This is a genomic window from Micromonospora sp. DSM 43699 (assembly GCF_055517075.1).
In genome coordinates this window covers 14,308-26,321 of record NZ_JBTMMT010000026.1, presented here as the reverse complement: position 1 = coordinate 26,321, position 12,014 = coordinate 14,308, and the positions used below count along the sequence as shown (strand labels likewise).

The window sequence follows — 12,014 nt, the reverse complement described above, 5'->3', positions numbered from 1 at the left end:
GTGACCTCGCGAGACGGCGGACCGCGCCGTCCGGACAGTCGATGGGGAGTCGATGACCACAGCACCGACCGCCGGATCCGGCACCACCGAGCCGGGTGGCGGCACGCCCCGCCGCAGGGCGGTCGTGGTCCTCGTCAGCATCGCGTCGGTCGCGCTGCTGACGGATCTGCTCACCAAGCACCTCGCCCTGCAACTGCTCGACGACCGGGGGCCGGTCCGCCTGCTCGGCGGGGCGGTCTACCTCACCCTCACCCGCAACAGCGGGGCGGCGTGGAGCATCGGCGCCGGCCACACCTGGGTGTTCCCGCTGATCACCATCGGGGTGGTCGGCTGGATCGGCTGGATGGCGCTGCGGTTGCGCTCGCTGCCCTGGGCGGTCTCCCTCGGCCTGGTGCTGGGTGGCGCGCTGGGCAACCTCACCGACCGGATCTTCCGGGCCCCCGGCCACTTCGTCGGTCACGTGGTGGACATGGTCAGCCTCTTCGACCCGTACGGCCAGGTGTGGCCGGTGTTCAACCTGGCCGACAGCTGCCTGGTCGCCGGGGTGCTGCTGGCCGTGCTGCTGGAACTGACCGGTCGCCAGCGCGACGGGCGGCGGGTCGGCGGCAGGGGTGACGAGGTGTCCGCCGGGTCGACGTCCGGCGGCGGCCCGGTCGCCGCCGGGTCGGACCCGACCGATGTCGAGCCGAGGGAGCGGGCATGACCTCCACCTTCGCCGCGGGCGGCGACCACCGTTCGCTGCCCGTCCCGGACGGCCTCGACGGGATGCGGCTGGACCAGGCGGTGTCCCGGCTCTTCGGCCTGTCCCGCACCGCCGCCGCCGCGCTCGTCGACGCCGGTGACGCGCTCGTCGACGGCGCGGCCCGGCAGAACTCGCACAAGGTCAAGGCCGGTTCCTGGCTGGAGGTGACGCTGCCCGCCCCGGTCGCCCCGCCGACCGTGGTGCCGCAGGCGGTCCCCGGGCTGACCGTGGTCTACGCCGACGACGACATCGTGGTGGTCGACAAGCCGGTCGGGGTGGCGGCCCATCCCAGTCCCGGCTGGACCGGCCCGACCGTGATCGGTGGCCTCGCCGCGATCGGCCACCGGATCTCCACCAGTGGGGCCGCCGAGCGGCAGGGCGTGGTGCACCGGTTGGACGTGGGCACCACCGGGATCATGGCGGTGGCCAAGAGCGAGCAGGCGTACACCGCGCTGAAGCGGGCGTTCAAGTACCGCGAGGTGGAGAAGCGTTACCACGCGGTGGTCCAGGGGCACCCAGACCCGTCGCGCGGCACCATCGACGCCCCGATCGACAGGCACCCGCACCACGACTACCGCTGGGCGGTGGTCTCCGACGGCAAGCCGAGCATCACCCACTACGACACGATCGAGGCGTTCCCGGCGGCCAGCCTGCTCGACGTCCGGCTGGAGACGGGGCGTACCCACCAGATCCGGGTGCACTTCTCGACCCTGCGGCACCCGTGCGTCGGCGATCTCACCTACGGCGCCGACCCGACCCTGTCGGCCCGGCTCGAACTGCGCCGACAGTGGCTGCACGCCCGGTCGTTGACCTTCGCGCACCCGCGTACCGGCGACGACGTCACCTTCGTCAGCGAATACCCGGACGACCTGGCCCGCGCGCTGACGATCCTGCGCGACTGACCCGGTGCGGCACGATCCGTCGGGCGGTGTCTCCGGGCCGGGCACCGACCCGGAGACCGTCGACCCGGTGACCACCGACCCGCCCGTCGACCCGTCCCGGCAGGCGCGGTGGCTGGTCACCGCGGCGGTGCTCGCCGTCGGCGCGGTGCTGCTCACCGTCGGCTGGCTGGCCCGCCGGCCCGCACCGGTCGGCGACCGCACGGTCGGGCAGGTCACCCGGGTCGGGGTGCTGCCGGGTGACTCGCTGCCCGGCTACGCCATCGCCAGCCGGGCCGAACTCGCCGCGCTGACCGCCGGGGCGTACGCGCTGGTGAGCTTCGACAGCTACCTCGCGCCGGACCGGCTGCCGGTGCTGCTGGCCGACGTCGAGGTCGCGGCGGTGGTGGTCCGGGTGCCGCTGCCCGGCCGGCAGACCGAGGTGGTCCGGCTGCCGGCGCAGCTGCTGCCGCAGGACGTCACCGCCGGGATGACCGGCCTCGCCGACCGCAAGGACCGGGAGGCCGCCGACCAGCGGATCCGGGCCGCCGGCACCACCGACCCCACCAGCCGCCGGGGGTACGAGACCGGGGCGCAGGTCGCCCGGGCGGAGGCGGCCGGCTACCGGTCGGCCTGCGCCTGCGTCTATGCGGCGGTGGTCCGGGCCGAGGCGGCCACCCTGCGCGCCCTGGCCGGCCGCGGCGGGGTCCGGGTGCTCGACCCCGCGCCCGAGGTGACCCGGCTGGACCGGACGGTGTTCCTACCGCCGCTGCCCGAGCAGCGGGAGGTGGCCCGGCCGCCCGCCGACACGGCCGCGACGGCGGGCGCCGCGATGGCGAGCCGGGTACCGCGATGGGCGATTCGTCGGAAGGGGCACCCGGTGTGACCGTCCCGACACCGTCGCCGAGGGTGGCCGGACCGGACCGGTGGGTGCCGACCCCCGCTCCGACCTCCCCGGACTCCCGTCGCAGCGGGTCGTCCGGCCGGTTGCCCTAAGTATTGTTCCCTGGGGATGTGTGCAGACCGGTGTGGTCCGAATAGGGTTTCGTTCGTAGCCTGTCAGGCGGAGATCGACGGCGCGGGAGGGCGAGCCTTGGACGGCACCGAGACCGGCTGGGGCCGGTCGGCCGAACCGGCACCGCGATGGCGGGCGCTCTTCGAGCGCGCCCGCCTCGGCGGACGGGCCGCCGAACAGGTGGAACCGGACCGCCGCAGCGAGGACGCGGCCCGCGAGTCGCTGGCCGGCCGTGCGCCCGGTGGCGGCTGGTCCGGACGGGGATCGGCCGCCGTGCCCCCGCCCGCCGACCCGGCCTACGGTGCCGATCCGGGCTACGGTGCCGATCCGGCCTACGGTGCCGACCCGGGTTACCGTGCCGGGGCCAGCTACCGGGTCGAGCCGGCGTACCGGGCCGACCCCGGTTACCCGGCGGATCCCAGCTATCCGGCGGACCCCAACTATTCAGCCGATCCCGGTTACCCCGCGACTCCCGGCTACTCAGCCGATCCCGGTTACCGCGCCGATCCCGGCTATCCGGTCGACCCCGGTTACCGGGCGGCCCCCGGGTACGCGGCCGACCCCGGGTACCCGTCGGAGCCGGCCCACCCGCCGGAGCCACCTGTCGTCCCGTCCCGCTACGCGCTGCTGGACCGCGGCTACCGGCCCGAGCCACCCCCCGAGTCCCGGTACGCGTTGCTGGACAACGGCTACCGTGCGCCGGGCTACGCGCCGCCGGAACCGGGGTACCAGCCGCCCCAACCGGCGTACCCCGAGCCCGGTTACCCGGCCGAGCCGGCGTACCAGCCGGAGCAGCCGGCCTACCCGCCCGCGGTGGTCGCCGACCGGGGCTATCCGGCTCGCGTGGAGCCGGCCCGGGTCGAGCCCGCCCGCATCGAGTGGCGTCAGCAGGGTCCGCAGGACGAGCAGGAGCGGGCCGCCGGGATCCTCCGCCGCGATCTGGGCACCCCCCGGGTGCTCGCCTTCGCCAACCCCAAGGGCGGCGTGCACAAGACCACCGCCACGGTGCTCGCCGCCGCCACCGTCGGCAGCGTCCGGGGTCGGGGCGTGCTCGCCTGGGACGACAACGAGCTGCGCGGCACCCTCGGCCTACGCGCCGGCAGCGCCCGGCACGCCCGGACGATCCGGCACCTGATCAGCGACCTGGCGCACATCGAGATCCGGGACGGCGCCGAGCTGCTGGAGTCCCTCGACGACTACCTGCGGCACGCCTCCGACGGCTCGTACGACGTGCTGGCCGGGGAGGAGAGCCCCCGGTTCGCCCAACGCCTCGACCAGTTCACCGTCAAGCGGGTGCTGGAGCTGCTGCGGCGTACCCACGACGTGGTCTGCGTGGACACCGGCAACAACGTGGAGAGCCCCAACTGGCGCACCGTCATGCACGCCGCCGACCAGCTCGTGGTGACCACCGTGCCGCGCGAGGACGCCGCGTTCAGCGCCGACTGGATGCTCGACCTGCTGCACGAGGAGGGGATGGGCGAGCTGGCCGACAACGCGATCACCCTGATCTCCTGCCCCACCCCGGGCCGGTCGACCCTCCAGGACGACCTGGAGCGGCACTTCGCCACCCGGACCCGGGCCGTCGCGGTGGTGCCGTACGACCCGGTGCTGGAGACCGGGTCGTCGATCGAGTACCACCAGCTCCAGGCGGAGACCCGGGCCGCCTGGCTGCGGGCCGCCTCGGTGATGCTGGAGCCGTTCGCCCGCTGAGCGGCTGTACGGGCTCCGCCGCCCCGCCGCACCGCTACGCCTGAGAGGATCATCGGGTGAGCCCGGACACCCCCGATCCGCACCGCCCCGCCGACGCCCCGGCGGGTGCCGTGCCGACCCCGGACGCCCTCACCACCGGGCCACCGGCCGACGGGACAGCGGCCGCGTCCGGGTACGACCCGGGTGGGTCGTACCTGCCGTGGCCGCCGCCGTACGCCGGGCTGCCGCAGCCTCCCGACGCGCGGCCCCGGCACACCACGGCGGTGGCGTTCGCCCTCGCGTGCGGCCTGACCGCGCTCGGGGCGTTGCTGGGGCTGCTCTGGGCGGCACTGGCTCCGGACACCCCGGTGCGCAAGACCGCAGAGGGGGCCGTCTACGCCCAACCCCAGCCGGAGCAGCCGATCGCCGCCGACGGCTGGTTCAGCCTGCTCGGGCTCGGCTTCGGGGTGCTCGCCGCGATCGCGGTGTGGACGCTGCTGCGCCGCCGACGCGGGCCGGCGCACCTGGCCGCGCTGACCGTCGGCGCGCTCGGTGCCGCCCTGGTCGCCTGGCAGGTGGGCCGCCGGATCGGGCTGGCCGGCTACCAGCGGCTGCTGGACACCGCCCCCGCCGGTACGCCGTTCGACAAGCCGGCAGACCTGCGGGCCGGTGGCATCGAACGGGTCTTCGGGGTGCTGCCGGTGCCGTACGGCAACCTGCTGCTGCCGGCGTTCGCCGCCGCCGTGACGTACACCCTGCTGGCCGGCTGGTCTCGTTGGCCGTCGCTGCGCCCGGAGCCGGAGCCCGGCGGACCCGAATGGCCGGGCGGACCCGAATGGCCCGGCGTCTCCGGTGCCCCCGGTGGGGTGGGCGGGGTCAGTTGGGGGTCGGCGGGGACGCCAGCTCCGACAGCGGCACCGGAACCGCCCGCACCTGACGCAGCAGGGCCGACTCGCGGTTGAGCAGCCGCAGCTCGGCGCGGAGCCGGGCGGCGGTGTCGTCGATGGCGAGCAGCCGCTGCCGGTCCGCCACGGTCAGCACCGCGGTGGCCGCGACCAGGTGCGACAGCACCGTCGGGTCCTCCGGTAGCTGCTCGGACAGCTCCTCCGGGTCGGCCCGGATCAGCCCCAGGTACTGCCGGAACACCGCGATCACCCGGGCCGCCAGTAGCTCCGCGGCCTCGTCCGGGCCGGTCGGCTCGGGCAGCCACTCGACGTCGGCGGTCAGGTAGGGGGCGGCCTCCCGGTCGACGTCGACGACCCGGAACCGCCGCCGACCCACCGTGACGATGTCGAAGCCCCCGTCGTCCAGCTCGGTGACCTGGCGCAGCTCGGCCGTGCAGCCCACCTCGTGCAGGGTCACCTCGCCGCCGCCCGGGGTGGTTCGACCCGGGCCCGGGGCGACCTCCCAGCCGGAACGGATCGCCACCACACCGAACTCCCGGGGCACCCCCTCGGGCCGTCCGACCAGGTCCCGCACCAGGTGGCGGTAACGCTCCTCGAAGATGTGCAACGGCAGCACCAGACCTGGGAAGAGCACCGTTGCGAGGGGAAACACCGGCAGCCGTGCGGTCACGCGTCCGAGCGTAGCCCGATCCCGCGAGGTCGGCGTGTCCCGGCTCACCGTCCCGCGGTACGGGCGGCGCGGGTCGCCCCGGGAGCCGCCGCCTAGACTCGGGAGCGTGTTGAATCGGATCGACCTGCGCGGCGGGTTCCGTGACCCGCGCCGCCTGCTGCCCCGTGCCCAGCTCGACGTCTCCGTGGCCGTCGAGCGGATCCGCCCGCTCGTCGAGGCGGTCCGGGACCATGGGTACCCGGCGATCCGGGAGGCGAGCGAGCGGTTCGACGGCATCAGCCCGCCGGTGCTGCGGGTGCCGACCGAGGCGATCACCGAGGCGGAGGGGACGCTCGACCCCGACGTGCGGGCCGCCCTGCTGGAGTCGATCGACCGGGCCCGGCGGGTGCACGACGACCAGCGCCGCACCGACCACACCACCCAGGTCGTGCCGGGCGGCACCGTCACCGAGCGCTGGGTGCCTGTCGACCGGGTCGGCCTCTACGTCCCCGGCGGGCTGGCGATGTACCCGTCGACCGTGGTGATGAACGTGGTCCCGGCCCAGGCGGCAGGGGTCCGCTCGCTGGTGGTGGTCAGCCCGCCGCAGCAGGACAACGGGGGCCTGCCGGACGCCCGGGTGCTCGCCGCCTGCGCGCTGCTCGGCGTCGACGAGGTGTACGCCGTCGGCGGCGCCCAGGCGGTCGCCATGCTGGCGTACGGCGCGGCGGTGGACCCCGAGGGCACCCTGCGCTGCGAGCCGGTCGACATGATCACCGGGCCGGGCAACATCTGGGTCACCGCCGCCAAGCGGCTGCTGCGCGGCGTGGTCGGCATCGACGCCGAGGCCGGCCCGACCGAGATCGCCGTGCTGGCCGACGACACCGCCGACCCGGCGCACGTCGCCGCCGACCTGATCAGCCAGGCCGAGCACGACCCGCTGGCGGCCAGCGTGCTGGTCACCCCGTCGGTCGAGCTGGCCGACGCGGTGGACCGGGAGCTGACCCGGCAGGTGCCGGCCACCAAGCACGCCGAGCGGGTCGGCACCGCGCTCGGCGGGGAGCAGAGCGGCATCGTGCTGGTCGACGACCTCGACGCCGGGTTGCGGGTGGTCGACGCGTACGCCGCCGAGCACCTGGAGATCCAGACCCGGGACGCCCGCGAGTGGGCACTGCGGGTACGCAACGCCGGGGCGATCTTCGTGGGCGCCTGGGCGCCGGTCTCGCTCGGCGACTACTGCGCCGGCTCCAACCACGTGCTGCCCACCGGGGGCTGCGCCCGGCACTCGTCCGGCCTGTCCGTGCAGTCCTTCCTGCGCGGGGTGCACCTGGTGGAGTACACCCGGGAGGCGCTGCGCGACGTCGCGCCGCACGTGGTGACCCTGGCCAACGTGGAGGACCTGCCGGCGCACGGCCAGGCGGTCGCGGTGCGCTTCGCCGGGGAGTCGTCGTGACCACCCTGGACGACCTGCCCGTCCGCGACGACCTGCGGGGCCGCTCGCCGTACGGTGCGCCGCAGCTCGACGTGGCGGTCCGGCTGAACACCAACGAGAACTCCTACCCGCTCCCCGAGCCGGTGGTGGAGGCGATCGGCAAGGCGCTCGCCGCCGAGCTGCGGGACCTCAACCGTTACCCGGACCGCGACGCGCTGGCGCTCCGCGCCGACCTGGCCGGCTACCTGGGCGACGGGATCACCGCGGAGCAGGTCTGGGCGGCCAACGGCTCCAACGAGATCCAGCAGCAGCTGCTCCAGGCGTTCGGTGGGCCGGGGCGGTGTGCGCTGGGCTTCGTGCCGGCGTACTCGATGCATCCGTTGCTGGCCCTGGGCACCGGCACCCGGTGGGTCCCGGCGCAGCGGGGGGTGGACTTCGGGCTGACCGCCGACGAGGCGGTCGCCGAGGTCCGGGCGCACCGCCCCGACGTGGTCTTCCTCTGCTCGCCGAACAACCCGACAGGCACCGCGCTCGACCCGGCGGTGGTCAGCGCCGTGCTGGACGCCACGCCCGGCATGGTGGTCGTCGACGAGGCGTACGCCGAGTTCGCCCGCCCCGGCACGGGTAACGCCCTGGCGCTGCTGCCCGGCCACCCGAGGCTGGTGGTGACCCGGACGATGAGCAAGGCGTTCGGCTTCGCCGGTGGCCGGCTGGGCTACCTGGTCGCCGATCCGGCGGTGGTGGCGGCGGTGCAGCTGGTCCGGCTGCCCTATCACCTCTCGACGCTCACCCAGGCCGCCGCCCGCGCGGCGTTGGCGCACCGCGACGCCCTGCTCGGCACCGTCGACGCGATCAAGGTGCAGCGGGACCGGATCGTGAGCACGCTGCGGTCCCGGGGGCACCGGGTGGCCGACAGCGACGCCAACTTCGTGCTCTTCGCCGTCGGCGGTGACCAGTCGGTGGCCTGGCGGAGCCTGCTCGACGCCGGGGTGCTGGTCCGGGACGTCGGCCTCCCCGGCTGGCTGCGGGTCACCGCCGGCACCCCCGCCGAGACCGACGCCTTCCTCACCGCGATGGAGAAACTGTCATGAGTCGCACCGCCCGGGTGGAGCGGATCACCAAGGAGACCAAGGTCCTCGTCGAGATCGACCTCGACGGCACCGGCCAGGCCGAGATCAGCACCGGGGTCGGCTTCTACGACCACATGCTGCACCAGATCGCCCGGCACGGCGGCTTCGACCTGACCATCCGCACCGTCGGTGACCTGGAGATCGACGCCCACCACACGATGGAGGACACCGCGCTGGCCCTGGGCGCCGCGTTCGACCAGGCGCTCGGTGACAAGGCCGGCATCCGGCGGTACGGCTCGGCCACCGTCCCGATGGACGAGGTGCTCGTCCGGGCCGCCGTCGACCTGTCCGGCCGCCCGTACGTGGTGCACGACGAGCCGGCGCTGACCCCGTACATCGGGCCGGTCTACCCGACCAGCATGACCCGGCACATCTGGGAGTCCTTCGGCCAGTCGGCCCGGGTGACCCTGCACGTGGACGTGCTGCGGGCGGCCCGTCCCGGCGGCCACCCGGACGCGCACCACGTGGTGGAGGCCCAGTTCAAGGCGGTCTCCCGGGCGCTGCGGGAGGCCACCGCGCTCGACCCGCGCAACGCCGGTGTGGTGCCCAGCACCAAGGGCGCGCTGTGACCGGCACGCCCCGCCCCGGCCCGGCCCTGCGACGTGGCCCGGCGGACCGGGCCGGAGGGCGGCGCTGATGGGCCCGGTGCTGCCGACCCTGCTGCTGATCCTCGCCGGCATCCTCGTCGGCGGGGCCTGGTCGTTGTACCGGCAGGACGCGCCGCGCGGTGCGATCGTGGTCACCGGGCTGCTCGCCGTGCTGGCCACCGTCGGCGGCGTGCTCTGGCTGCTACCCGGGGAGGGCTGATGAGCGAGCAGGTCGCCGGAGCCGACACGGGCACGGGCGGGCGGGTCGTCGGAGCCGACACCGGCACGGGCGGGCGCGGTAAGCGGATCGTGGTGCTCGACTACGGCTCGGGCAACCTGCGCTCGGCCGAGCGGGCCCTGGCCCACGCCGGGGCGGACGTGACGGTCACCGCCGACCTTGCCGCCGCCGCCGAGGCCGACGGGCTGGTGGTGCCGGGCGTCGGGGCGTACGCGGCCTGCATGGCCGGGATCGAGGCGTCGGGTGCCGGCCCGGTGATCGCCGAACGGGTCGCCGCCGGTCGGCCGGTGCTCGGCATCTGCGTGGGCATGCAGGTGCTCTTCGCGCACGGCGACGAGCACGGGGTGGTGACCAAGGGGCTGGGGTTGTTGCCGGGCGGGGTGACCCGGCTGCCCGCCGAGCGGTTGCCGCACATGGGCTGGAACACGGTGACGCCGCCTGCCGGTTCGGTGCTCTTCGCCGGGCTGCCCGCCGACAGCCGCTTCTACTTCGTGCACTCCTACGGGGTGCTCGACCAGCCGGCGTTGACCGCGGCGGGGGCCAGGGTCACCACCGCGCACCACGGCACGGACTTCGTCGCCGCGGTGGAGTGGGGTGCGCTGTCGGCCGCCCAGTTCCACCCGGAGAAGTCGGCCGAGACCGGTGCCGTGCTGCTGCGCAACTGGCTGGCCACGGTTGACTGAGAGCCGGACCGGGTCGGGGGCTCGGTGAGCAAGGAACGGGCCCGTCGGCGGGCCGTCCGGGAGGCGGAGGCGGCCCGCGACCGCGTCGTACGACAGCGCAAGCTGGCCCGTCGGCAGCGTCGCCGCGCCCTGGTCCGCCGGGTCACCCCGCAGTGGCGGCGGGGCCGGACGGGTCGACTTGCCCGGCGCAGCCGGGGGGAGCGGGCCGCCATCGTCGGGTTGACCGCGGCGGCGCTGGCGCTGATCTGGGTGTTCGTCGACGATCTCGCGCTGCGGTTGGTGCTTGTCGTGCTGTTGCTGCTGGTCCTGCCGGCGATCGTGGTGATCGCCCTGGACCGTCGGATCTGATCGAGGAGTAGGAAACGTGAGCCTGACCCTGTTGCCCGCTGTGGACGTCGCCGACGGCCAGGCCGTCCGGCTCGTGCAGGGCGCCGCCGGCAGCGAGACCGCCTACGGCGATCCGCTGGACGCGGCGCTGGCCTGGCAGAACGACGGCGCGGAGTGGATCCACCTGGTCGACCTGGACGCGGCCTTCGGCCGGGGCTCCAACGCCGCCCTCCTCGCCGAGGTGGTCGGCAAGCTGGACGTGCGGGTGGAGCTCTCCGGCGGCATCCGGGACGACGCGTCGCTGCGGGCCGCGCTCGGCACCGGGGCGGCCCGGGTGAACATCGGCACCGCCGCCCTGGAGGACCCGCAGTGGTGCGACCGGATCTGCGCCGAGTACGGCGACCGGGTGGCGATCGGCCTGGACGTGCGGGGTCGTACCCTCTCGGCGCGCGGCTGGACCCGCGACGGCGGTGACCTGTGGGAGGTGCTGGCCCGGCTGGACGCCGCCGGCGCGTCCCGGTACGTGGTGACCGACATCACCAAGGACGGCACGATGCGCGGGCCGAACCTGGACCTGCTCCGCGAGGTGTGTGCCCGCACCGACGCCCCGGTGATCGCCTCCGGCGGGGTCTCGACCCTGGACGACCTGCGCGCCCTGGCGACCCTGGAGTCGGCAGGCGTGGAGGGCGTGATCGCCGGCAAGGCGCTCTACGCGGGCGCGTTCACGGTGGCCGAGGCGCTGGCCACGCTCCGGGCCGCCGGGTGACCGACGTCGAGCTGCTGCCGGGTGACGACGCGATCGTCACCCGGCTCGGCTCGGGCGGCCCCTGGGAGGCCGTTTACGGCTACTCCCGGGTGGTCCGGGCCGGCCGGTCGGCCTGGACGGCCGGCTGCACGTCCACGGTCGACGGGGTGGTGACGCACGTCGGTGACGCCGCCGCGCAGACCGCGCAGGCGTTGCGGATCGGCCTGGCCGCCCTGGCCGAGGTGGGCGCGTCCGCCGCCGACGTGGTGCGGACCCGGATGTACGTGACCGACCGGCTCTTCGCCGACGAGGTCGGCCGGGCGCACAATGCCGTCTTCGGCGCGATCCGGCCCGCCGCCACCATGGTCGTGGTCGCCGGCCTGCTCGACCCCGACCACCTGGTGGAGATCGAGCTGGAGGCACACCTGCCCCCGGCCTGATCCTCCGGTCGGCGTCGTCCTCCGGTTGGCGACCCGGGCGGGTGACGGGGGCCACCTCCGGCCAGATGAGTTGTGCACAATTTAATTGCGGACTACAGTTTCCGGGTGAGTGAGAATCTGGTGCTGCGTCGGCAGGTGTGCTTCGCCCTCTATGCGGCGTCCCGCGCGCTCACCGACGTCTACCGGCCCATCCTCGACGAGTTCGGGCTCACCTACCCGCAGTACCTGGTGCTGCTGGTGCTCTGGGAGCGGGGCGACGACCCACCCACGGTCTCCGAGCTGGGGGCGGCGCTGCGGCTCGACTCCGGCACGCTCTCCCCGCTGCTCAAGCGGTTGGCGGCGGCGGGCCTGGTGGTCCGCACCCGCTCCGCGCACGACGAACGCCGGGTGGAGGTGGGGCTCACCGCCGACGGCGCGGCCCTGCGCCAGCGGATGACCGACGTGCCGCTGCGGGTGGCCTGTGCCACCGGCCTCGACGAGGCCGAACTCGTCGCGTTGCGCGACATCCTCACCCGCGTCACCGAGACGATCCACCGACAGAAGGAGCAGTGATCCCC

Annotated in this window: 15 protein-coding genes; 14 read left to right on the top strand and 1 reads right to left on the bottom strand. The window is 74.9% G+C overall.

The annotated features are described in order from the left end of the window. Nucleotides 1–52 precede the first annotated feature (52 nt). The 5 genes from lspA to AC0AIB_RS15165 all read left to right on the top strand — a co-directional run bounded on the left by lspA (nucleotide 53) and on the right by AC0AIB_RS15165 (nucleotide 5,286). On the top strand, nucleotides 53–703 hold the full coding sequence (gene lspA / locus AC0AIB_RS15185) for a signal peptidase II (RefSeq protein ID WP_465096917.1): 651 nt from the start codon (nucleotides 53–55) through the stop codon (nucleotides 701–703). After that, complete coding sequence (locus tag AC0AIB_RS15180) at nucleotides 700–1,644, top strand: RluA family pseudouridine synthase (protein WP_328344425.1); 945 nt, start codon at nucleotides 700–702, stop codon at nucleotides 1,642–1,644. Before lspA ends, AC0AIB_RS15180 begins: the two co-directional genes overlap by 4 nt. Before the next feature lie 4 nt (nucleotides 1,645–1,648). Then, a complete protein-coding gene (locus AC0AIB_RS15175) occupies nucleotides 1,649–2,506 on the top strand; it encodes a hypothetical protein (RefSeq protein WP_465096916.1) in 858 nt (285 codons plus the stop codon). Nucleotides 2,507–2,713: 207 nt separating this feature from the next. Beyond that, complete coding sequence (locus AC0AIB_RS15170; RefSeq protein ID WP_465096915.1) at nucleotides 2,714–4,345, top strand: MinD/ParA family ATP-binding protein; 1,632 nt, start codon at nucleotides 2,714–2,716, stop codon at nucleotides 4,343–4,345. 56 nt (nucleotides 4,346–4,401) lie between these two features. Further along, nucleotides 4,402–5,286 (top strand): DUF2567 domain-containing protein, encoded by an 885-nt coding sequence (locus AC0AIB_RS15165; protein WP_465096914.1) that lies wholly within the window; start codon nucleotides 4,402–4,404, stop codon nucleotides 5,284–5,286. Here AC0AIB_RS15165 and AC0AIB_RS15160 read toward each other — a convergent pair. After that, a complete protein-coding gene (locus tag AC0AIB_RS15160; RefSeq protein WP_465096913.1) occupies nucleotides 5,201–5,899 on the bottom strand; it encodes an LON peptidase substrate-binding domain-containing protein in 699 nt (232 codons plus the stop codon). The two genes, AC0AIB_RS15165 and AC0AIB_RS15160, sit on opposite strands and share 86 nt — an antisense overlap. A 106-nt stretch (nucleotides 5,900–6,005) precedes the next feature. On the opposite strand from AC0AIB_RS15160, the gene hisD reads away from it, so the two are divergent. From hisD to AC0AIB_RS15115, 9 genes are all read left to right on the top strand, one after another. Continuing rightward, the gene (hisD, locus tag AC0AIB_RS15155; protein WP_465096912.1) at nucleotides 6,006–7,328 is read left to right on the top strand and encodes a histidinol dehydrogenase; all 1,323 of its coding nucleotides are present in this window, start codon (nucleotides 6,006–6,008) and stop codon (nucleotides 7,326–7,328) included. Continuing rightward, nucleotides 7,325–8,398, top strand: coding sequence for a histidinol-phosphate transaminase (locus tag AC0AIB_RS15150; RefSeq protein ID WP_465096911.1), 1,074 nt, complete (start codon nucleotides 7,325–7,327; stop codon nucleotides 8,396–8,398). The genes hisD and AC0AIB_RS15150 overlap by 4 nt, the downstream gene beginning before the upstream one ends. After that, nucleotides 8,395–9,006 carry an imidazoleglycerol-phosphate dehydratase HisB gene (gene hisB / locus AC0AIB_RS15145; protein WP_328344435.1) on the top strand — a complete coding sequence of 204 codons (612 nt, stop codon included), beginning with the start codon at nucleotides 8,395–8,397 and terminating at the stop codon, nucleotides 9,004–9,006. Before AC0AIB_RS15150 ends, hisB begins: the two co-directional genes overlap by 4 nt. 67 nt (nucleotides 9,007–9,073) lie before the next feature. After that, nucleotides 9,074–9,244 carry a hypothetical protein gene (locus AC0AIB_RS15140; protein WP_168222542.1) on the top strand — a complete coding sequence of 57 codons (171 nt, stop codon included), beginning with the start codon at nucleotides 9,074–9,076 and terminating at the stop codon, nucleotides 9,242–9,244. A gap of 89 nt (nucleotides 9,245–9,333) precedes the next feature. Next, the gene (hisH, locus tag AC0AIB_RS15135; protein WP_328348718.1) at nucleotides 9,334–9,945 is read left to right on the top strand and encodes an imidazole glycerol phosphate synthase subunit HisH; all 612 of its coding nucleotides are present in this window, start codon (nucleotides 9,334–9,336) and stop codon (nucleotides 9,943–9,945) included. 24 nt (nucleotides 9,946–9,969) lie between these two features. Then, nucleotides 9,970–10,293, top strand: coding sequence for a hypothetical protein (locus AC0AIB_RS15130; RefSeq protein ID WP_067301738.1), 324 nt, complete (start codon nucleotides 9,970–9,972; stop codon nucleotides 10,291–10,293). 16 nt (nucleotides 10,294–10,309) lie between these two features. Further along, nucleotides 10,310–11,038, top strand: coding sequence for a bifunctional 1-(5-phosphoribosyl)-5-((5-phosphoribosylamino)methylideneamino)imidazole-4-carboxamide isomerase/phosphoribosylanthranilate isomerase PriA (priA, locus tag AC0AIB_RS15125; protein ID WP_328344438.1), 729 nt, complete (start codon nucleotides 10,310–10,312; stop codon nucleotides 11,036–11,038). Beyond that, complete coding sequence (locus tag AC0AIB_RS15120) at nucleotides 11,035–11,457, top strand: RidA family protein (protein WP_328344440.1); 423 nt, start codon at nucleotides 11,035–11,037, stop codon at nucleotides 11,455–11,457. Before priA ends, AC0AIB_RS15120 begins: the two co-directional genes overlap by 4 nt. Nucleotides 11,458–11,562: 105 nt before the next feature. Further along, on the top strand, nucleotides 11,563–12,009 hold the full coding sequence (locus tag AC0AIB_RS15115) for a MarR family winged helix-turn-helix transcriptional regulator (RefSeq protein WP_328344442.1): 447 nt from the start codon (nucleotides 11,563–11,565) through the stop codon (nucleotides 12,007–12,009). Nucleotides 12,010–12,014 lie beyond the last annotated feature (5 nt).